Source organism: Symbiobacterium ostreiconchae, from assembly GCF_055396975.1.
Window position 1 is genome coordinate 2,280,241 of the sequence record NZ_AP042454.1, and the last position, 21,350, is coordinate 2,301,590.

Sequence of the window (21,350 nt, forward strand, 5' to 3'; positions counted from 1 at the left end):
AGGATGCAGCATGCCCAGACGCCAGGATGTGGAAAAGGTTCTCGTGATCGGATCGGGCCCCATCGTGATCGGCCAGGCGGCCGAGTTCGACTACGCCGGCACCCAGGCCTGCCAGGCCCTGCGGGAGGAAGGGCTTGCCGTCGTGCTCATCAACTCCAACCCGGCCACCATCATGACCGACCGGCACGTGGCCGACCGGGTCTACATCGAGCCCATCACGCTGGAGTTCGTGGAGCGGGTGATCGCCCGGGAGCGCCCCCAGGGGCTCCTGCCCACCCTCGGCGGCCAGGTGGGCCTCAACATGGCCATGCAGCTGGAGGAGGCGGGGATCCTCGAGCGGTACGGCGTGCAGCTCCTGGGCACCCCGCTGGCGGCGATCCGCCGGGCCGAGGACCGGGCCGAGTTCCGGGCGCTGATGAAGGAGATCGGCGAGCCCGTGCCCGAGTCCACCATCGTCACCACCCCCGAGGCAGCCCTGGCCTTCGGCGCGGAGGTGGGCTATCCGCTGATCGTGCGGCCGGCCTACACCCTGGGCGGCACCGGCGGCGGCATCGCCCACAACCCCGGGGAGATGCGGGAGATCGTCACCCGGGGGCTGAGGCTCTCGCCCGTTACCCAGTGCCTCGTCGAGCGGTCGCTGCTGGGCTGGAAGGAGATCGAGTACGAGGTGATGCGGGACGGCGCGGGCAACGCCATCACCATCTGCACCATGGAGAACATCGACCCGGTGGGGGTGCACACCGGCGACTCCATCGTGGTCGCCCCGTCGCAGACGCTCACCGACCGGGAGCACCAGATGCTCCGCAGCGCCGCGCTGAAGATCATCGGGGCGCTGGGGATCGAGGGGGGCTGCAACATCCAGTTCGCCCTGAACCCCCGCTCCCAGGAGTACGTGGTGATCGAGGTCAACCCCCGGGTCAGCCGCTCCTCCGCGCTGGCCTCCAAGGCCACCGGCTACCCCATTGCCAAGGTGGCGGCCAAGGTCGCGGCGGGGCTCCGGCTCGACGAGATCCGCAACCCGGTGACGGGCACCACCTACGCCGCCTTCGAGCCGGCCCTGGACTACTGCGTGATCAAGATCCCCCGGTTCCCCTTCGACAAGTTCACCACCGCGGACCGCACCCTCGGCACGCAGATGAAGGCGACCGGCGAGGTGATGGCCATCGACCGCACCTTCCCCGGCGCCCTGCTGAAGGCGGTGCGGTCGCTGGAGACCGGGCGGGACGGGCTCTTCCACCCGACCGTGCAGGCGATGGACGACGAGACGCTGCGCGCGCGGCTGGCGACCCCCAACGACGAGCGGCTCTGGGTGGTCGCGGAGGCCCTCCGCCGGGGGATGACCGTGGCGGAGATCCACGCCCTGTCGGCCATCGACCCGTTTTTCCTCGGGGCCATCGAGGACATCGTGGCCATGGAGCGGGAGCTGGCCGGGGCGCCGCTGACCGAGGCGCGGATGCGCCGCGCGAAGCAGCTGGGCTTCTCGGACGCGGCCATCGGCCGCATCGTGGGGCTCGACCCGCTGGAGGTGCGCCGGCGGCGGCTGGCGATGGGGGTGCGGCCGGTGTTCAAGATGGTGGACACCTGCGCCGCGGAGTTCCAGGCGGCCACGCCCTACTACTATAGCTGCTACGACGAGGAGAACGAGGCGGTCTGCCCGCCCGGGCGCAAGGCGGTGGTGCTGGGCTCGGGGCCGATCCGCATCGGCCAGGGGATTGAGTTCGACTACTCGGCGGTGCACGCCGCCTGGCAGCTGAAGGACGAGGGCATCCAGTCCATCATCATCAACAACAACCCCGAGACCGTCTCCACCGACTTCGACACCTCCGACCGACTCTACTTCGAGCCGCTGACGCTGGAGGACGTGCTGAACGTGGTGGAGCAGGAGGGCGGGATCGACGGCGTCATCTGCCAGTTCGGCGGGCAGACGGCCATCAACCTGGCGGTGCCGCTGAGCCGGGCCGGCGTCCGGGTCCTGGGCACCGACATCGACCAGATGGACCGCGCGGAGGACCGGGAGCGGTTCGACCGGCTCCTCAGCGAGCTGAACATCCCCCGGCCTCCCGGCGGCACGGCGACCACCGTGGAGGAGGCCGCGGCCGTGGCCGGCCGCGTCGGCTATCCCGTGCTGGTGCGCCCGTCCTTCGTGCTCGGCGGCCGGGCGATGGAGATCGTGCACGACGAGGACGAGCTCAGGGCCTATATGCGGGACGCGATCGCGGTCTCGTCCGACCGGCCGGTGCTGGTGGACCGCTACTTCCTGGGCAAGGAGGTGGAGGTGGACTGCGTGGCCGACGGCGAGCAGGTGATCATCGCCGGGATCATGGAACACCTGGAGCGGGCCGGGGTCCACTCCGGCGACTCCATCGCCGTCTACCCCACCGTCACGCTCACCCACCGCGAGCGGGAGCGGATCGTCGCCTACTCCGCCAGGCTCGCCCTGGCGCTGCAGGTGAAGGGGCTCGTGAACATCCAGTACGTGATCCACGGCGGCGAGATCTACGTGATCGAGGTCAACCCCCGCTCCAGCCGCACGGTGCCCTTCCTCACCAAGGTGACCGGGCTGGAGCTGGCGAAGGTGGCCACGCAGGTGATCGCCGGGCACAGCCTGAAGGACCTGGGATACGACCCGGGACGGTGCGGCGCCGCCCTGGCGTTCTCTGCGCCGCAGGGCACCGGCTGGCTCTGGCCCGAGCCGGCGGAGCGGGTGGCGGTGAAGGCGCCGGTCTTCTCGTGGCAGAAGCTGACCTCGGTGGACACGGGGCTCTCGCCGGAGATGAAGTCCACCGGCGAGGTGCTGGGCGTCGACGCCGACCTGCCCCGGGCGCTCTACAAGGCGCTGCTGGCCTCGGGCGTGAAGGTGCCGCACCGGGGGACGGTGCTCTTCACCGTCGCGGACCGGGACAAGGCCGAGGCGATGGGCCTCGCCCGTCAGTTCAGCGACCTGGGCTACCGCATCGTCGCCACCACCGGCACCGCCCGGGCCCTGGAGGCGTGCGCCATCCCGGTGGAGCGGGTGAACAAGGTGTCGCAGGGCGCGCCGGCCATCCCTGACCTGATCCGGGCCGGGCAGATCGACCTGGTGATCAACACCCTCACCCGCGGGCGCGACGCCCACCGGGACGGCTTCATCATCCGCAGGACGGCGGTGGAGCACGGCGTGCCGACGCTGACCTCGCTGGACACCGCCCGGGCCGTGCTGACGGTGCTCTCCTCGCTGCGGGAGGGGGAGGAGGTCGGCATCTCGGCGGTGCAGGACTGGGCGTAGCGTCCTGGCAGGTGTATAGGAGGAAACCGTGGTTCGGCAGGCTTTCGCCCCGGGCCGCGGTTTTGCTCTTCTTGGGGCGGAGCCTCACCTCCCGACTTGGAGGCGGGGCTTTGCTGTCTATAAGGTCTTAATCTGTTTCAGGCGGCACGCAGCTGGTCGGCGTCGTTAACACATGAAGCGTTGGGCGGTGGGGGCAGGTGCGACGGATTTCCACTTGCTGTGCAGGCGAAGTGGAAGTTTGTCGCAGTTGGCCGGGCGGCGTGCAGTCGGTCGGGATGATTCACGCATAAAGCACAGGGCAGGCGAGACGAAGTGCGACGGATTTCCACTTGCTGTGCAGGCGAAGTGGAAGTTTGTCGCAGTTGGCCGGGCGGCGTGCAGTCGGTCGGGATGATTCACGCATGAAGCACAGGGCGGGCGCGACGAAGTGCGACGGATTTCCACTTGCTGTGCAGGCGAAGTGGAAGTTTGTCGCAGTTGGCCGGGCGGCGTGCAGTCGGTACGGGTGATTCACGCATGAAGCACAGGGCGGGCGAAACGAAGTGCGACGGATTTCCACTTGCTGTGCAGGCGAAGTGGAAGTTTGTCGCAGTTGGACGGGCAGCGTGCAGTCGGTACGGATGATTCACGCATGAAGCATAGGGCGGGCGAGACGAAGTGCGACGGACGGGGGGCCGGCCGCCCGCAGGGTTCGCCTTCTGCGCGGACAACCCGCCGCATAGACTCCTCTGAGGCCAAGCCTGGCCGGGGGAGGAACGGGAGGCAATGAACACAGGCGTGCTGCAGCGGCGGCGCACGGTGGCCCTGATCGGCATCTTCGGCCTCGTCTTCACCGCCCTGATCGGCCGCATGGTCTACCTGCAGATCGCCGCCGGCGACTTCTTCGCCGACAAGGCGTTCCGCTACCGCATGCGCCCGGTGCCGATCCAGGCCGACCGGGGCCAGATCCTCGACCGCAACGGCTACCCGCTGCTCACCAACCGGGTCTGCGAGTCGGTGTACGCCGAGCCCATCCTCATCCAGAACAAGGCGGCCGCGGCGCAGGCCCTGGCGCCGGTGCTCAACATGGAGCCGGAAGAGCTGGAGCGGCGGATGAGCCGCCATACCTTCTTCGAGTGGCTGAAGCGCAAGGTGGACCCCGAGGTCGCCCGGCAGGTGAAGGCCCTGGGGATCACCGGCATCGGCCTGGCCCCGGAGAAGTGCCGCTACTACCCCGAGGGAGAGCTGGCGGTGCACGTGCTGGGCATCGCCAACCTGGACCACCAGGGCATCGAGGGGCTGGAGCTGACCTACAACGAGTACCTGCAGGGGCAGAACGGCCAGATCCAGTGCGAGTACACCGCCCGGGGCCTGCCGATGGAGGACGGCGAGTGCCACGTGATCTACGGCAAGCCGGGCCACGACCTGGTGACGACCATCGACGTCAACCTGCAGCGGATCATCGAGCGGGACGTGGAGCGGGCGGTGCTGGAGACCCGGGCCCAGCGGGCGACCATCATCGTGATGGACGTGAAGACCGGCGAGATCCTGGCGCTGGCCCAGTGGCCCCGCTACGACCCCGAGCTGGGCGGCAACTCCGACCCGAAGCTGCGGCGCATCTTCACCGTCGCCGACGCGCTGAACCCGGGCTCCATCTTCAAGCCCATCACGGCCGCCGCAGCGCTGGACAGCGGCGTCATCGACCGGAACACGGTGTTCAACGACAGCGGCTGCATGACGGTGGAGGGCTGGACGATCTGCAACTGGGACCGGAAGGGCCTGGGCAGCGTGCACATCGACGAGATCATGGCCAAGTCGTCCAACGTCGGCTTCGGCACCCTCGGCATGTGGCTCGGGGCCGACCGGTTCTACGAGTACCACGCCCGGTTCGGCCTGGACCGTCCCACCGGCATCGACCTGCCCGGCGAGGCCACGGGGCAGTACCGGCCGAAGAAGGCGGCGACCGCCATCGACCTGGCGGTGCAGGCCTACGGCCAGACGCTCACCGTCACCCCGATCCAGATGCTCACCGCCATCGCCGCCATCGCCAACGACGGCAAGCTGATGTGGCCCCACCTGGGCAAGGCCATCTACGACCACGAGGGCAACCTGGTGAAGGAGATCCAGCCCCGGGAGGTGCGCCAGGTGGTCTCCCCCGAGGTGGCCCGCTACGTGCAGGAGCTGATGGTCGGGGTCGTGGAGAACGGCACCGGCAAGAACGCCCGGGTGGCCGGCTACCAGGTGGGCGGCAAGACGGGCACCGCCAACAAGGTGATCGACGGCCGCATCGCCCAGGGCAAGTACATCGCCTCCTTCGTCGGCTTCGCCCCCTACCCCGACCCCCAGGTCGCCGTGCTGATCTCCATCGACGAACCTGTAGGGGCCTACTACGGCGGCCAGATCGCCGCGCCGATCTTCGGCGAGGTCATGGGCTCCGTGCTGGCCTACCTGGAGGCCCCCAAGTCGCCGGCGGCGCCGCCCCGCAAGCGGGATCCCTGGGAGCCGGAGCCGCCCCGGGAGCCCGAGCCGGCCCTGGTGCCCCCGCTGGTGAACCTGCCGGTGCCGGAGGCCGAGCAGGTCGCCCGGGAGGCGGGCTTCACCGTCTCCTTCACCGGACAGGGCACCTACGTGGTGAGCCAGTTCCCCCTGCCGGGGGCCACCGCCTACAAGGGCGGTGAGATCGCGGCCAACCTGACGCCGCCCGGGCCCGGGACGCGCCAGGTGACGGTGCCGGCGCTCTCCGGCCTGACGCTGCGCGAGGCGGCGGCGCGCTCTAGCCGAGCGGGGCCTGCTGATGGAGGCCGAGGGGCGGGGGGCGGTCTACAGACAGGATCCGCCGGCCGGGACCCGGGTCCCCAACGGCACGCCCGTGAAGGTGTTCCTCAAATTACCAGAACAAAAGAGTCGCTAAATTCGTAGGAAAGTGCAGAAATGAGGGAGGTATTCGGCTACTATTATGTGGAAATAATGGCAACAGAAGTGCAACCTCCGGCAAAGCGAGGCGGATTGCACGATGCGGGTGAAGGATTGCCTGGTTGTGGGCCGGCTCCTGCAGGGCGACCCGGAGGCCGAGGTCACCGACGTGGTCTACGACTCACGGCAGGTGACGCCCGGCGCGCTGTTCGTCGCCCTGCCCGGGCGGAACGTCGATGGCCACGACTTCGCGGGCGAGGCGGTGCAGCGGGGCGCCGCGGCTCTGGTGGTGGAACGGCCGGTTGCGGCGCCGGACCGGGTGGCGGTCATCCAGACCGAGTCGGCCCGGGTCGCCCTGGGCCGGCTGGCCGCCCGGTTCTGGCGCCACCCCTCCCGCCGGCTGCGGGTGGTGGGCGTGACCGGGACCAACGGCAAGACCACCACGACCCACCTGATCAAGGCCGTGCTGGAGCGGCAGGGCCACCGGGTGGGGCTGACCGGCACGGTGCACACGCTCATGCCCGGGGAGCGGCGGCCGGCCAGCCTGACGACGCCCCAGGCCTCCGACCTCCAGCGCCTGTTCCACCAGATGGCCGAAGCTGGCTGTACGTATGTGGTGATGGAAGCCTCCTCTGAAGGACTCGACATGAACCGTGTTGATGATGTAGAGTTTGACCTTGGGATATTTACGAATCTGACCCAGGATCATCTGGACTACCACGGCACGTTCAGCCGCTACCGGGAGGCCAAGGCCCGGCTTTTCCGCCTGCTCAGCCGTCCCGGCTACAAGCCCCGGAAGGCCGCCGTCCTCAACGCGGACGACCCGGCCAGCGAATACTACCGGGCGGCCACCGAGGTGCCGGTCTACACCTACGGCCTCCGCCCCGGTGCGATGGTGCGGGGCGCGGACCTGGACCTGAGCCCTTCCGGCACCCGGTTCCGTCTCTGCACCCCCCAGGGGGAGGTGCAGGTTCAGCTGCGGCTGGTCGGGCGGTTCAACGTGTACAACGCCCTGGCCGCGGCCGCGGCCGGCGTGGCCGAGGGCGTCGATCTCGAGGTGATCCGCGCCGCCCTGGAGGCGGAGGAGGGCGTGCCGGGCCGGCTGCAGCCGGTCCGGGCCGGGCAGCCCTTCGGGGTCTTCGTCGACTACGCCCACTCCCCGGACTCGCTGGAGAACGTGCTGCGCACGGCCCGGGCCTTCACCCGCGGCCGGCTGATCGTGGTCTTCGGCTGCGGCGGCGACCGCGACCCCACCAAGCGGCCCGTCATGGGGCGCATCGCCGGGTGTCTGGCGCACCACACCATCATCACCTCCGACAACCCGCGGAGCGAGGACCCGGTCCGCATCGTCGAACAGATTGAGGCCGGCCTGGTCGACGGACTGCTCCCCGGCCACACCTACGAGGTGGCTATCGACCGGACGGAGGCCATCCGCCGGGCGGTGACCATGGCCGGGCCCGACGACGTCGTCGTCATCGCCGGCAAGGGGCACGAGACGTACCAGATCTTCAAGGACCGCACCATCCCCTTCGACGACCGGGCGGTGGCCCGCTCGTTGATCGAGGCGCGTGTCGGAAAGGGCGGATCGAGTTGACACATCTGTTTACCGCCGCCGAGATCGCCGAGCTCACCGGCGGCCGCGTGGCCTCCGGGGACCCGGCGGCGCGGGTGACAGGCCTGGCCTGGGACAGCCGGCTGGTGAAGCCGGGGGACTGCTTCGTCTGCCTCGCGGGCGAACGGGCGGACGGGCACGACTTCGCCGGCGCAGCCGCCGCCAGAGGGGCGGCGTGCATCCTGGCGGCCCGTCCGGTGGCCGCGGGCGAGGCGGCCGTCGTGGTCTGCCCGGACCCGCTGCTGGGCCTCGGGTGGCTCGGCCTTGCGCTGCGCAGCCGCTTTCCGCACCTCAGGGTCGTGGGCGTCACCGGGTCGGTGGGCAAGACCACCACCAAGGAGATGGTGGCGGCGGTGCTCAGCGAGCGGTTCCGGGTCTTCCGGACGGAGGGCAACCTGAACTCGGAGGTGGGCCTGCCGGCCTCGCTGGCCGGCCTCACCGCCGAACACGAAGCGGCGGTGCTGGAGATGGGCATGCGGGCCCTGGGCGAGATCGCCTACCTGGCCTCCATCGCCCGGCCGCAGGTGGGCGTGGTGACCAACGTCGGCATCACCCACCTGGAGCTTCTGGGCACGCAGGAGAACATCGCCCTCGCCAAGTCCGAACTGGTGAGGGCCCTGCCGCCGGACGGCCACGCCGTGCTGAACGCGGACGACCCCCGGGTGCGGGCGATGGCGGCGGTCACGCCGGCCCGGGTCTGGTACTACGGCCTGACGGCCCGGGAGGCGGCCGCCGCGCACGCGGAGGCGGGCTCCGGGGCTGAGGGGGCGCAGCATGGGGCGGCGCCGCGGGCAGCCACTGGCGTGCCGGCCGGAGCGGGTGCGCCTGCAGGGGGCAGCACCGGAGGGATGGCCGGCGGCACGCAGGCAGGTGGCGTTGCGCCTGACGGCCGCACCGCCGGATGGGTGACCGCCGCCGACGTGCGCCCCGAAGGGCCGATGGGCCAGCGGTTCCGGCTGGTCTGCCACCTGGGCGAGGCCGAGGTCCACCTGCCGGCGCCGGGGCGCCACAACCTGCTCAACGCGCTGGCCGCCGCGGCCGTGGGGCTTTCGCTGGGCATGGATCTGGAAGCGGTGGCCCGGGGACTCGCCCGCTTCCGGAACGCCGGCAGCCGCATGCGCCTGGTGGAGGCCGGCGGCGTGCGCATCCTCGATGACACGTACAACGCCGCGCCCGCCTCCGTGATCGCCGCGCTGGAGGTGCTGCGCAGCTTCGCCGGTCCGGATGGCCGCTGCATAGCCGTGCTGGGCGACATGTACGAGCTGGGCGCCATGGAGGTCGAAGGGCACCGGCAGGTGGGGGCCGCGGCTGCGCGGCTGGCCGACGAACTGATCGCCGTCGGCGGCCTGGGCCGCCACATCGCCGCCGGTGCACGGGAGGCGCTGGCCGGCGGGAGCGCCGCGCAGGCCGGCGGAGGCGCCGGCGGTGGCGCAGACGGTGGCGGGGGCGTACGGCTCCGGGAGGTGGCGGAGGTGCCCGGCAACGGCGAGGCGGTGGCCCGCCTGAAGGCGCGGCTCCGCCCCGGTGACACGGTGCTTGTGAAAGGCTCCCGCGGCATGAAGATGGAGGAGATCGTACAGGCGCTCGCAGCACACCTGGACCGGCCGCAGCCGTAACCCGGAGCTTCTGCTGCAGAACACGAGGAAAGGGCTCGATCTTATGGAACAGACCACCTTGCTCCGCCTGGCCGGCGCGGGCCTCACCGCGCTGATCGGGGCGCTGGCCCTGGGACCCGTGGTCATCCCGCTCATGCGGCGGCTGCGGGCCGGGCAGACCATCCGGGCCGAGATGTCGGCCCGCCACCAGGCCAAGGCGGGAACGCCCACCATGGGCGGCATCATCTTTGCCATCCCTGCTATCCTGGCCACCCTGGTCTTCGCGCCCCGGGCGGGCGACGCGCTGCCCCGGCTGATCATCGCCCTGGCGCTCACCGTGGGCCACGGCCTGGTGGGCTTCGCCGACGACTACATCAAGGTGGTGCTGAAGCGGTCGCTGGGGCTCCGGGCCCGCGATAAGCTGCTGGCGCAGGTCGCACTGGCGGCGGTGCTGGGCTACGGGGCGGTGGAGGTGCTGGACCTGGGCACCGCCGTGACCCTGCCCCTGGTGGACCTCACCTTCGACCTGGGCAAGCCGCTCTACTACCTGCTGGTGCTGATCATGGTCTGGGGCACCGCCAGCGCCGTCAACTTCGCCGACGGGCTCGACGGCCTGCTGGGGGGCCTCAGCATCATCACCTTCGGCTTCTACGGACTCGTCGTCGCCCTGGCCGTGGGGCAGGTCGACATGGCCGTGCTGGGCACCGCACTGGTGGGCGGCGTCCTGGGCTTCCTCTATTACAACCGCCACCCCGCCCGCATCTTTATGGGCGACGTGGGCTCCTTCGCCCTGGGCGGCGCCCTGGCGGCGATGGCGGTGCTCACCAAGACCGAGTTCCTGCTGGTCATCGTCGGCGGCGTCTACGTCATCGAGGTGATCTCGGTCATCCTGCAGGTGCTCTCCTTCCGGCTGACCGGGAAGCGCATCTTCAAGATGGCGCCGCTGCACCACCACTTCGAGCTTCTGGGCTGGTCGGAAGGCCAGGTGCTCCGCCTGTTCTGGGGGGCGTCGCTGCTCTTCACCCTGATCGGCTGGTTGGCCCTGCCCGGGATGCTGGGCGGTCGGTAGCCAGGGGGACTCCCCGCCGGCCATGCGCCGGACGGCAGCCCAAGGCGGCAGGCCCGCCGGGTGTACGGCGGACGGTAACCCAGACGCAGGCTCGCAGGCCAGGCGGCGGACAGTCACGCAGGGGCAGGTCCGTCGGGCATGCGGTGGACGACAGCCCAAGGCGGCAGGCCCGCCGGCCACGGGGCGGGCGCCTTCCCGGGTGGACAGTGACATATCGAGGGGGTCGGCTCTCGTGCAGGTACAGCGCAGGAGTCCGGACTACACCCTCATGGCAGTGGTTGGGCTGTTACTCGGCATCGGAATTGTCATGGTGTATACGTCCAGTACCGCCATCGCGGAGGCGGACTTCGGCAACCGATACTACTTCCTGGTGCGCCAGGCGATCTGGGTGGGGGTCGGGCTCGTCGCCATGACCCTTTTCGCCAACATCAGCCCGTGGTTCTGGCAGAAGCACAGCCGCACGGCCCTGCTGGCGGCCGTCGCGCTGCTGATCCTGGTCATCATCCCCGGCGTCGGCATCTCGCGCCTGGGCGCCCGCCGGTGGCTGGGCTACGGCCAGCTGGCCTTCCAGCCGTCGGAGGTGGCCAAGTTCGCGTACATCATGTGGCTTTCCACGTACCTGGCCCGGTACGCCCGGGACGTCACCGACTTCGTCCGGGGGCTGCTGTCCCCCGTGCTGGTGCTGGGTCTGCTCTTCGGCCTGATCATGCTACAGCCCGACCTGGGCACGTCGCTGACGCTGGCGGGCACCGGCGCCCTCATGCTGTTTGCCGCGGGCGCCCGGCTCTCGCACCTGGCCGGCCTGGGGGTGGTGGGGGCGGCGGGCGTCTTCGCCCTGGCGAAGATCGACGAGGAGCGCTGGAGCCGGATCACCACCTTCCTCAACCCCTGGGCCGATCCCACCGACTCGGGCTACCAGATCATCCAGGCGCTCCTGGCGTTTGGCTCCGGCGGGCTGTTCGGCGTCGGCCTGGGGGAGAGCCGGCAGAAGTACTTCTACCTGCCCGAGCGGCACACGGACATGATCTACGCCGTGCTGGGGGAGGAACTGGGCTTCATCGGCGCCGTGGTGGTGCTCCTGCTCTTCTTCGCCTTCGCCTGGCGGGGCTACCGCATCGCCATCCAGGCGCCCGACCGCTTCACCAGCCTGCTGGCGGCAGGCGTCACTTCGCTCATCACGCTGCAGGCGGCTCTCAACATCGCGGTCGTCACCGCGTCCATTCCCTCGACGGGCATTCCGCTGCCTTTCCTCAGCTACGGCGGCACCTCGCTGCTGATCACCCTGTCCGGGGTGGGCATCCTGCTCGGGGTCTCCCGGTACTGCCGCAACTAGCGGCCGCCGGCGGCCGGCGGCTGCCGGGACGCAGGCGGGACGGCGGAAGGGGCGTGCCCCCGGGCAGGCGGGAACCGGCGATACGCGGCAGCGCACCTGAAGGAGGTCCTTCCATGCGATACCTGATCACCGGCGGCGGCACCGGCGGCCACATCTACCCGGCCCTGTCCATCGCCCGCGCCCTGTCCGACCTGGACCCGGAGGCCGCGCTGCTCTACGTGGGCACGGCCACCGGGCGGGAGGCGTCCATCGTGCCGCAGAGCGGCCTGGATTTCGCCACCATCGCCAGCGGCGGGGTGATCAACCTCGGCCTGCTGCAGAAAGCGCGCGGCGCCCTCCGGGCTGCCCGGGGGGTGCTGGAGGCGCTGGGCCACATCCGCCGCTTCCGGCCCGACGTCGTCATCGGCACCGGGGGTTTCGTCTCCGGCCCGGTGCTGGCGGCCGCCCGGCTGGCCCGGGTGCCCGTCGTCATCCAGGAGCAGAACGCCTTCCCCGGCGTCACCAACCGCCTGGCCGCCCGGTGGGCCACGGCGGTCTTTGTGCCGTATGAAGAGGCGCGCGCCCACTTCCCGAAGGGGGTCAGGCTGATCCTGGCGGGCAACCCGGTGCGGCCGGAGGTGGCCGCGGCCACCCGGGAGGCCGGCCGGGCGGCCCTGGGCCTGCGCGCGGAGGACCGGGTGCTGGTGATCATGGGCGGCAGCGGCGGCGCCCGGGACTTCAACCGGGTCGCGGCGGAGGCCGTCATGCGGCTGGAGGTGCCCGGCCTTCGGGTGGTGCACATCACCGGCGAGCGCTATTTCGAGCAGGTGAAGGCGCAGTACGGCGACAGCGCCCCGCACGTCATCCTGCTGCCGTACGCCCACAACATGCCCGAGGTCTACGCCGCCGCGGACGCCGGGCTCTTCCGGGCCGGCGCCCTGACCCTGGCCGAGATCCAGGTGCGGGGGCTGCCCAGCGTGCTCATCCCCAGCCCCAACGTCACCCACAACCACCAGGAGTGGAACGCCCGCACCCTGGAGCGGCGGGGGGCGGCGGTGGTGCTGCGGGAGGCGAACCTGACGACCGCAGACCTGGCCGCGGCGCTCACGCGGCTGCTCACCGACGAGGCGCAGGCCGAACGGATGCGGGCGGCCCTGGCCGAACTGGCCGACCCCGGCGCCGCCGAGACCATCGCCCGGCGCATCATCGGCATGGCCCGGCAGGCGCGGCAGGCCCGGCAGGGCCGTTAAGCCCGGCGGGTCCGGTAGGCACGGCAGAGCCGGCAGAGCCGGCAGGCGCGCGGTACCTCTGGCAGAACCGGCAGGCGCGCGGTAGCTCTGGCAGAGCCGGCGTGCGCCCTAGTCCGGGCAGGCCGGGCGGCGCCTGCCGCCCCGGCTCCACCCGTGAAGGAGGCGAGCCCAGTGTCACCCATCGCTGGACGGCTGCGTAGCATAATCCGCGACCCGGGCCGCATTCGCCAGGCCGAACCCCTGAAGCGCCACACGTCCATTCGCATAGGCGGACCGGCCGACTACCTGGTTCAGGCGGCCGACCGCAACGAGCTCTCGAGCCTGCTGCGGCTGGCAGGCGAGGAGGGCCTTCCCGTCTACATCCTCGGCAGCGGCAGCAACCTGGTGGTCTCCGACGAGGGGGTCCGCGGGCTGGTGCTCCGGCTCACCGGTGAGTTTGGCCGGCTCGCCGTGGAGGGCAGCACGGTCCGCGTCGGGGGCGGCTGCAGCCTGCCGAAGCTGGCCCACCTGGCCGCACAGATGGGCCTGGGCGGCATCGAATTCGCCTGTGCCATCCCCGGCACCGTCGGGGCCGGGCTGGTGATGAACGCCGGCGCGCACGGCTGCGATCTGGCACAGGTGGTCACCGAGGCAACGGTGGTGTGGGGCGACGGGCGCGTCGAGCGCCTGCGCCCCGAGGAGATCGGTTTCGGATACCGGAGTACCCGCCTTCAGGGGACCTCGGCCATCGTGGTCGAGGTGGTGATGGCCCTGCGCCCCGCCGACCCGGCGGCGTTGATGGGCGCGATGCGGCAGCACCTGGACCGGCGCCGCGCCACCCAGCCCCTGCAGTACCCCAACGCAGGGTCCATCTTCAAGAACCCGCCGGGGGACTACGCGGGCCGGCTCATCGAGCAGGCCGGGCTAAAGGGGGAGCGGGTGGGCGACGCCCAGGTCTCCGAAAAGCATGCCAACTTCATCGTCAACCTGGGCCAGGCCACGGCGAAGGATGTGCTGACACTGATGGACCGGGTTCGCAGTACCGTGAAGCAGCGGTTCGGAGTGCGGCTGGAGGCCGAGGTGAAGATCTGGGGGAACAACCCGTACTTCCTGCCCTGACGGGCCGGCCTCCGACAAGGGGCTCCGACCGCGGGAGGTCGCATGCACAGTGAAGCAGCAAGAGCGCTACGTGGTCGCAGGGGGGTGCCGCCTTCAGGGTGAGGTGCCGATCAGCGGAGCGAAGAACGCCGCCCTGCCCATTTTGGCGGCGGCGCTCCTGACGGCGGGCGAGTCGGTGATCCACAACGCGCCGATGATCCGCGACGTGGCGGTGATGATCGAGATCCTGCACAAGCTGGGCGCCCGGGTGGAAGAGGGGCCCGAAAGCGTCTCGGGACGCACCCTGCGCATCCGGGCCGACGGGCTGAACGGCCAAGAGGTCGGCGCCGACTTCACCCGTGAGATGCGCTCCTCCATCTTCCTGATGGGCCCGCTCCTGGCCCGCGTCGGCAAAATCCGCATCTCCTATCCCGGCGGCTGTGCGATCGGCCCGAGGCCGATCGATTTTCATCTCCGCGGGCTGGAGATGCTGGGCGCCCGCATCGAGGAGCGCTTCGGCTACATTGAGGCCAGCGTGCCCCGGCGGCTCCGGGGGACCGAGATCTACCTGGACTTCCCCTCCGTCGGCGCCACCGAGAACCTGATGATGGCGGCCGTGCTGGCGGAGGGCACGACGGTGATCCGCAACGCGGCGCGGGAGCCCGAGATCGTGGACCTGCAGGAGTTCCTGAACAAGATGGGGGCGAGGGTCCGCGGGGCGGGGCTGGACGTCATCCGGATCGACGGCGTGCGCAAGCTCGGCTCGGTCGAGCACACCGTCATTCCCGACCGCATCGAGGCCGCCACCTTCCTGGCGGCCGCCGCGGTCACCGGCGGCGAGGTGACCGTGCAGGGGGTGATTCCCGAACACCTGGACGCGGTGACGGCGAAGCTCCGGGAGATGGGAACGACGGTGCGCGAGCACAGCACGGCGATTACCGCCGCGGGCCCCCGGCGGCTGAAGGCGGCGGACGTCAAGACCCTGCCCTACCCGGGCTTCCCCACCGACATGCAGCCGCAGATGATGGCGCTGATGGCCGCGGCCGAAGGCACGAGCATCATCACCGAGACCATCTTCGAGAACCGGTTCAAGGTGGCCGACGAACTGCGCCGGATGGGCGCCAACATCAAGACCGAGGGGCGCACCGCGGTGGTGCAGGGGGTGCCGTCCCTCTCGGGAGCGACGGTGGTCTGCCCGGCCCTGCGGGAGGGGATGGCCCTCATCCTCGCCGGCCTCCGGGCGGAGGGCGAGACCACGATTGAGGACATCTACCACATCGACCGGGGGTACCAGCACCTGGAGCAGAAGCTGACCCAGCTGGGGGCGTCCATCGTCCGGCAATAGGGAATCGGGACCGGCACAGGCTGGTCCCGATTTCGCGCGTCTGCGCCTGTCCCTCTCTGCATACCTTGTCCCAGGCCCGGCGCGGCGCCCTGCCGGGCGGCACGACGACGGGATCGGGGGTGTGCGGCTGTCTGACCGGGGTTGGCCATCCCGCTGAAGCGCGGCCGGCGCTCCGTCCGGCCGCGGACACCAAGAACGCAAAGGAGGGCCAGGTTATGGGACGCCCGCTGATCGAGATCGACCCGACCAAGCCCATCGAGGAGTACCATGAGGTGCTCCAGAACCGGTGGCACCCGGACATCCCGGCCGTGGCCAGCGTGCGGCCGGGCGAGGTGTTCACCGTCGAGTGCCCCGACTGGACCGGCGGCCAGGTACGGAACGATGACTCGGCCACCGACATCCGCGATATGGAGCTCTCGCCGAACCACCACCTCACCGGTCCCATCGAGGTGGCCGGCGCCGAGCCCGGCGACCTGCTGGTCGTCGACATCCTGGACATCGGGCCCCACCCGAAGCAGAACTGGGGCTACACCGGCATCTTCTGCAAGCACAACGGCGGCGGCTTCCTCACCGATCACTTCCCCCACGCGCACAAGGCCATCTGGGAGTTCGACGGGGTCTGGGCCCGCTCCCGCCACGTTCCGGGTGTGCGCATTCCGTATCTCGCCCATCCCGGCATCCTGGGCACGGCCCCTTCCCACGAGCTGCTGGCCCGCTGGAACGAGCGGGAGCGCCGGCTCATCGCCCAGAACCCCGAACGGGTGCCGCCGCTGGCCCTGCCGCCCGAGCCGCGCAACGCGGTCCTCAGCTCGCTGCGCCCCGGCACGCCGGAGTACGAGCGGGTGGCGCGCGAGGCCGCCCGCACCATCCCGCCCCGGGAGAACGGCGGCAACCGCGACATCAAGAACCTCACCCGGGGCGCCCGGGCCCTGCTGCCGGTCTGGGTGAAGGGCGCCAAGCTGACGGTGGGCGACCTGCACTACAGCCAGGGCGACGGCGAGATCACCTTCTGCGGCGCCATCGAGATGCCGGGCTACATCACCATGTGCGTCGACCTGATCAAGGACGGCATGAACAAGTACAACCTGCAGCACGCCATCTTCCAGCCCAGCCTCACCGAGCCCCGCTTCTCCAGCTACATCGTGTTCGAGGGCTACTCGGTGGACGAGGAGAACCGGCAGTACTACCTGGATGCGCACGTGGCCTACCGGCGGGCGTGCCTGGAGGCGATCAACTACCTGCAGAGCTTCGGCTACACCGGCGAAGAGGCGTACATGATCCTGGGGACGGCGCCCATCGAGGGCCGGATCAGCTCCATCGTCGACATCCCCAACGCCTGCTGCACCCTGTGGCTGCCGACGGAGATCTTCGAGTTTGACATCCGCCCCCGGAAGGAAGGACCGGTGCGGGTGGTCAGCGGCGGCCGGCTGCCCACGGCCGTCTGGAACGAGCGGTGATCCAAGGTGCGCGGGCCCTGCACCCGGTGCAGGGCCCGCGCACGTTGCGCCGCGGGCGGGTCCCCGGGGCGCTGCAGGAAAACGCAGGGAGCGGAGTGAAACCTGTAGTGCGAGCCGTGTGCCACGGAGGTGACGGACCATGACCCGCGTATGCTTCATCGTCAACCCGATCGCCGGGCGCGGGCAGGGGCTGGCCTGCTGGAAGCAGATCGCACCGCTGGCCGCCCGGCTGGGGGAGTACGGCGTCAAGTTCACCCAGGGTCCCGGACAGGCCACGGAGCTGGCCCGGCAGGCCGTGCAGGAAGGGTACGACCGGGTGGTCTCGCTGGGCGGCGACGGAACGCTGAACGAGGTGGGCAACGGCCTGGTGGGCACCGACGCGGCCCTGGCCGTCATCCCGGCTGGCAGAGGCAACGACTGGGTGCGCACCACGGGCGTGCCCACCGATCCGGCGGAGGGCTGCCGGCTGGCGTTTGAGGGCCGGCTGGCCCGGATGGACGTCGGACTGGCCCGCGGCTACCGCTATTTTTTCAATGCCGCCGGTTTTGGCTTCGACGCCGAGGTCTGCGCGCGCGTGAACAAGTACGGGCAGCGGTTTCCCAAGCTCAGCTACATCCGGGGGGTGTTCGACACCCTCTTTCACTTCACCGGGGTGCCGGTGGACGTGGAGATCGATGGCGAGGCGCGCCGGCTGGACCGGGTGCTGCTTCTGGAGGTGGGCATCGGGCGCTACTTCGGCGGCGGGATGCAGATCTTCCCGGAGGCCGATGTTGCCGACGGGCTGTTCGAGATCGCCTGGGGCGAGAACCTGAGCCGCGCGGAACTGCTCCGGCTCGTCTCGCTGATTTACAGCGGCAAGCACGTCGGTCACCCGAAGGTGCGGATGATGCGGGGCCGGAAGCTCGCGGCCGACTCGCCCCATGAGGTCGTGATCCAGCTGGACGGCGATGTGGTGGGCCGACTGCCGGTGACGTTTGAGATCGTGCCGTCCGCCCTGAACGTCGTACTACCTAAATAACTACGGTATGACAGAATCTGAAGGGACCGGCCAGGGACGGCCTGGAGTATAATTGAAGCTGCGGTTCTGTGAGGAGGGGCGGTGCAGGTGACGACGAGCGCGGTGCGGATGAGGGAAGGGGACAGGGCCCGGCCGCGCAGCCGGTGGGGCTTTTTTCTGGCCCTTGTGGCGCTCTTGGGCATCTGCCTGTTCGCCGCCTACCGCTCAGCCCTCTTCCGGCTGGAGCGGGTGCAGATCGCCGGAAACCAGCGGCTCAGCCAGGCCGAGGTGATGGCGATCGCCGGCGTGATGCCCGGCGATCTCAAGTGGGAGGTGCCGGCGGAGCGCGTCCGGCAGCGGCTGCTCAGCGATCCGTGGGTGGAGTCGGCCACGGTCACCTGGCGCGGCAACGCGCTGATCATCACCGTCGCTGAGCGGGAGCCGCTGGCCCTGCTGCAGTACCACGGCCGCTTCTACCTGATGCTCGATGCCGACGGCCGGGTGCTCGGCCAGCGGCTGCTGGAGGAGGGCGAGCGGCTGCCGGTAGTCAGCGGCGTCAGGGTGGAGCGGGCCCTGCGGGGCGACGTTCTGGACGATCTCGGTCTGAAGGATGCCCTGACCCTGCTGTGGTGGACCGGGGAGCCGCTCCTGGAGCAGCTTTCCGAGGTGCATGTGCGTGAGGACCGCTACCTGCGGCTCTACCTCACCGGCGGCACCACGGTGGAGGTCGGCGTGCTGCCGGAGGACGCCGCCCGGCGGCAGGAACACATTCAGACACAGCTGAGGGCGCTCCTGGACCAGCTCGACCGGGTTCCGGCCTCGGCGCGCGCCACTTGCCGGATCGACCTCAGGGTGTTCGGCAAGGTGCTGGTGCAGGGCTGTGAGTAACGCGGGGGTGAGGCCATGACGGCACAGATCAGGCGGCTGCCCTGGGCAACGGCTCTCGTCGGCGTCGCCCTGGGTCTTATGCTTGCGATGCAGTTCAAGGTTCAGCGGCAGGTGGCCCTGGCGGACCTGGCCGCCGTGCAGCGCACGGAAGAGCTGGTCGCCCAGCTGGCCGCCGCCGAGGCCCTGCGCGATGAGCTGGCCGCGGAGGTGGAGGCCCTGCGGCAGCAGCAGCTCATCTCGGTCAAGACGCAGAACGAGTATCAGGCGCTGGCGGAGCGGCTGGAGCAGGCGCAGATCCACGCCGGTCTTCTGCCCCTGACCGGCCCGGGCGTCACCGTGGTGATGGCTGACTCGGTGCTGCCGGTCACTCCGGGGGAGAACGCCAACAACTTCATCATCCACGACGAGGACGTGCTCCGGGTCATCAACGAGCTGCGGGCGGCGGGCGCCGAGGCCATCGCCATCAACGGGCAGCGGATCACGGGCCGGACGGAGATCCGGTGCACGGGCCCGGTCGTCACCATCAACGGTGTGCGCACCGCGCCCCCGCTCAACATCGTGGCGATCGGCAACCCCGATGAGCTGGAGCGGGCCATCATGATGAAGGGCGGCGTGGCCGAGTCGCTGAAGTACTGGGGCATTCAGGTGTCGGTGAAGAAAGAGACCCTGGTGCGGGTTCCCGCATATACGGCAAGCCTGCGGCTGAACTACGCCCAGCCGGCGCTGGAGGAGGTCGCACCCTGAGATGTGGATCATTATTATCGGATTCATCGCCGGGATCGTGATCGGCATCCTCTCGCCGTTCACCCTGCCGGTCGCCTACGCCCGCTACCTCTCGATCGCCGTGCTGGCGGCCCTGGACACCTCGTTCGGCGGGCTGCGGGCCAGCCTCGAAGGGACGTATGACAACGGCATCTTCATCACCGGCTTCTTCACCAACGCCCTGCTGGCCGCCGGCCTGGTCTACCTGGGCGACCGCATCGGGGTCGAGAACCTCTACCTCGCCGGCGTGGTGGCGATGGGCATCCGGCTCTTCCAGAACCTCGGGATCATCCGGCGCCTGCTGCTGCAGCGGTGGGGGTTCCTCCAGCGGGACCAGGAGACCCTCTCGCACCACGGCCTGCACGACTGAGCGCGCAGCCCTTCCCGGCCGGGAAGCGGGCTGCGCGTTCCCGCACCGGCGCCGGTGAGGGCGGCCGGGTGAGCTGGTCGCGCGTTCCTCGTCTGCTCCCAAGAATTATAGCGCCACCCATTATCAGGAGGAGGATTCGCCCCCCTGGCGTTGAATGAAGTTAAGAAGTGCACGCATGATGCCAGAGTGGAGGGGGCCGGCTCCGTGGCGGAGAACCTGGTTCTGGGTCTAGACGCCGGCAGCACCCACGTGGCGGCCGCCCTGGCCGAGGCGGCGGAGGACGGCGAGCCGCGGGTGATTGGCGTCGGGCTCGTGCCGTCGGCCGGGGTCTACCGGGGGTTGATCAGCGACCTCAGCGCAGCGGCGGGCGCGATGCGGAAGGCCGCCGAGATGGCCTGCGCGATGGCGAACAAGCCGCAGGTGGACCGGGCCGTCATCTCCATCTCCGGCGCCCACCTCCGTTCCGAGGTAGGGGGAGCGGCGGTCGCCGTGCCCCGCCCGGCGGCGGGTGTGACGCCCGAGCTTGTGCGGCGGGTCCTCGATGCCGCGGCGGAGGCCGTCGAGCCCCGGGCGGGCCGGGAGCGGGTCCACGTGGTGCCCCGCAGCTACCAGCTGGATGGCAGCGTGCCGCTCCGGGATCCCATCGGCCTTTGCGGGCGGACCCTCAGCGCCGAGGTGCAGGTGGTCACCGGCGATGCGCTGCACGTGCAGAATCACCTGCGGGCCGCCAGCGAGGCGGGCCTGGAGGTGCTGGACTACCTGGTGGCGGTGCGGGCGGCCGGCGAGGCGGTGCTCACGCCGGAGGAACGGGAGGAGGGCGTCCTCCTGCTGGACGTCGGCGGCGGAACCACCGGCGTCGCGGTCTACGAACTGGGACATCTGTACCACCTGGCGGTTCTGCCCGTCGGTGGCGACCATATCACCCACGACCTGGCGACCGTGCTCCGCATTCCGGTGGAGACGGCCGAACGGCTCAAGCGGGAGCGGGGCTGGGCCTCGCCCAGCCTGGCAGGCGACGAAACCGTTACCGTGCCCAGCCCATCCGGGCTGAACACCCACGAAGTCAGCGAGAAATACGTGGCGGAGATCATCGGCTCGCGGGTGGAGGAGATCCTCCAGATGGCGGCGGCCGCCGTCAAGCGGTCGGGTTACGCCGGCCTCTTCCCCGCAGGGCTGGTACTCACCGGCGGTGGAAGCCGCCTGCGCGGGCTGGCCGCCTTTGCCGGCGATTGCTTCAACCTGAAGAGCCGAATCGGCACGCCTGCCGATTCCCTGGCCGCCGAGCCCGAGCTTTCGGTGGCGGCCGGGCTCGCACGCTGGGGTGCGCGGGCTGCGCCGGAGGCCGTGGAGGGCGGGCAGTCGTCTGAACCCGACCCGGAGCCGGCCGCGGTGAAGCCGGCACGAGCAGGACGGTTTCGGGACTGGCTGAAGGCCCTGTTCCACTAGCGCCACGTGAGGA

The 21,350-nt window shown here is 70.4% G+C and carries 15 protein-coding genes; all 15 read left to right on the top strand.

Annotated elements, in window-relative coordinates; genetic code table 11:
• The first annotated feature begins 10 nt into the window (after positions 1-10).
• The 15 genes from carB (at position 11) to ftsA (ending at position 21,337) form a co-directional block, all read left to right on the top strand.
• A complete protein-coding gene (gene carB / locus ACZ5UM_RS11055; protein WP_464844163.1) occupies positions 11-3,265 on the top strand; it encodes a carbamoyl-phosphate synthase large subunit in 3,255 nt (1,084 codons plus the stop codon).
• Positions 3,266-4,030: 765 nt separating this feature from the next.
• Positions 4,031-6,163, top strand: coding sequence for a peptidoglycan D,D-transpeptidase FtsI family protein (locus tag ACZ5UM_RS11060; RefSeq protein WP_464844165.1), 2,133 nt, complete (start codon positions 4,031-4,033; stop codon positions 6,161-6,163).
• Between the two features lie 94 nt (positions 6,164-6,257).
• Positions 6,258-7,751, top strand: a complete 1,494-nt coding sequence (locus ACZ5UM_RS11065; protein WP_464844166.1) for a UDP-N-acetylmuramoyl-L-alanyl-D-glutamate--2,6-diaminopimelate ligase — start codon at positions 6,258-6,260, stop codon at positions 7,749-7,751.
• Positions 7,748-9,385: a UDP-N-acetylmuramoyl-tripeptide--D-alanyl-D-alanine ligase gene (locus ACZ5UM_RS11070; RefSeq protein ID WP_464844168.1), complete on the top strand. Its 1,638-nt coding sequence runs from the start codon at positions 7,748-7,750 to the stop codon at positions 9,383-9,385. Before ACZ5UM_RS11065 ends, ACZ5UM_RS11070 begins: the two co-directional genes overlap by 4 nt.
• A 43-nt stretch (positions 9,386-9,428) precedes the next feature.
• A complete protein-coding gene (mraY, locus tag ACZ5UM_RS11075; RefSeq protein ID WP_464844169.1) occupies positions 9,429-10,433 on the top strand; it encodes a phospho-N-acetylmuramoyl-pentapeptide-transferase in 1,005 nt (334 codons plus the stop codon).
• A 268-nt stretch (positions 10,434-10,701) separates the two neighbouring features.
• Complete coding sequence (gene ftsW / locus ACZ5UM_RS11080) at positions 10,702-11,766, top strand: putative lipid II flippase FtsW (RefSeq protein ID WP_464848353.1); 1,065 nt, start codon at positions 10,702-10,704, stop codon at positions 11,764-11,766.
• Positions 11,767-11,879: 113 nt separating this feature from the next.
• Positions 11,880-12,995, top strand: coding sequence for an undecaprenyldiphospho-muramoylpentapeptide beta-N-acetylglucosaminyltransferase (gene murG / locus ACZ5UM_RS11085; protein WP_464844170.1), 1,116 nt, complete (start codon positions 11,880-11,882; stop codon positions 12,993-12,995).
• A gap of 171 nt (positions 12,996-13,166) precedes the next feature.
• Positions 13,167-14,093, top strand: a complete 927-nt coding sequence (murB, locus tag ACZ5UM_RS11090) for a UDP-N-acetylmuramate dehydrogenase (RefSeq protein ID WP_464844171.1) — start codon at positions 13,167-13,169, stop codon at positions 14,091-14,093.
• 49 nt (positions 14,094-14,142) lie between these two features.
• Complete coding sequence (gene murA / locus ACZ5UM_RS11095; RefSeq protein WP_464844172.1) at positions 14,143-15,417, top strand: UDP-N-acetylglucosamine 1-carboxyvinyltransferase; 1,275 nt, start codon at positions 14,143-14,145, stop codon at positions 15,415-15,417.
• 215 nt (positions 15,418-15,632) lie between these two features.
• The gene (fmdA, locus tag ACZ5UM_RS11100; protein WP_464844173.1) at positions 15,633-16,874 is read left to right on the top strand and encodes a formamidase; all 1,242 of its coding nucleotides are present in this window, start codon (positions 15,633-15,635) and stop codon (positions 16,872-16,874) included.
• A gap of 139 nt (positions 16,875-17,013) precedes the next feature.
• Positions 17,014-17,892 carry a diacylglycerol/lipid kinase family protein gene (locus ACZ5UM_RS11105; RefSeq protein WP_464844175.1) on the top strand — a complete coding sequence of 293 codons (879 nt, stop codon included), beginning with the start codon at positions 17,014-17,016 and terminating at the stop codon, positions 17,890-17,892.
• Between the two features lie 87 nt (positions 17,893-17,979).
• Entirely contained in the window at positions 17,980-18,759 is a 780-nt protein-coding gene (locus ACZ5UM_RS11110) for a cell division protein FtsQ/DivIB (protein WP_464844177.1), read from the top strand.
• 15 nt (positions 18,760-18,774) lie between these two features.
• Entirely contained in the window at positions 18,775-19,503 is a 729-nt protein-coding gene (locus ACZ5UM_RS11115; protein WP_464844179.1) for a DUF881 domain-containing protein, read from the top strand.
• A gap of 1 nt (position 19,504) precedes the next feature.
• The gene (locus ACZ5UM_RS11120) at positions 19,505-19,891 is read left to right on the top strand and encodes a small basic family protein (protein ID WP_464844181.1); all 387 of its coding nucleotides are present in this window, start codon (positions 19,505-19,507) and stop codon (positions 19,889-19,891) included.
• A 204-nt stretch (positions 19,892-20,095) separates the two neighbouring features.
• Positions 20,096-21,337: a cell division protein FtsA gene (gene ftsA / locus ACZ5UM_RS11125; RefSeq protein ID WP_464844183.1), complete on the top strand. Its 1,242-nt coding sequence runs from the start codon at positions 20,096-20,098 to the stop codon at positions 21,335-21,337.
• The last annotated feature ends 13 nt before the right edge of the window (positions 21,338-21,350 follow it).

Bases quoted from the DNA above. Each gene is read 5' to 3' on its own strand.
- carB (WP_464844163.1), top strand. From the start codon at position 11: ATGCCCAGACGCCAGGATGTGGAAAAGGTTCTCGTGATCGGATCGGGC.
- ACZ5UM_RS11060 (WP_464844165.1), top strand. From the start codon at position 4,031: ATGAACACAGGCGTGCTGCAGCGGCGGCGCACGGTGGCCCTGATCGGC.
- ACZ5UM_RS11065 (WP_464844166.1), top strand. From the start codon at position 6,258: ATGCGGGTGAAGGATTGCCTGGTTGTGGGCCGGCTCCTGCAGGGCGAC.
- mraY (WP_464844169.1), top strand. From the start codon at position 9,429: ATGGAACAGACCACCTTGCTCCGCCTGGCCGGCGCGGGCCTCACCGCG.
- ftsW (WP_464848353.1), top strand. From the start codon at position 10,702: ATGGCAGTGGTTGGGCTGTTACTCGGCATCGGAATTGTCATGGTGTAT.
- murG (WP_464844170.1), top strand. From the start codon at position 11,880: ATGCGATACCTGATCACCGGCGGCGGCACCGGCGGCCACATCTACCCG.
- fmdA (WP_464844173.1), top strand. From the start codon at position 15,633: ATGGGACGCCCGCTGATCGAGATCGACCCGACCAAGCCCATCGAGGAG.
- ACZ5UM_RS11105 (WP_464844175.1), top strand. From the start codon at position 17,014: ATGACCCGCGTATGCTTCATCGTCAACCCGATCGCCGGGCGCGGGCAG.
- ACZ5UM_RS11115 (WP_464844179.1), top strand. From the start codon at position 18,775: ATGACGGCACAGATCAGGCGGCTGCCCTGGGCAACGGCTCTCGTCGGC.
- ACZ5UM_RS11120 (WP_464844181.1), top strand. From the start codon at position 19,505: ATGTGGATCATTATTATCGGATTCATCGCCGGGATCGTGATCGGCATC.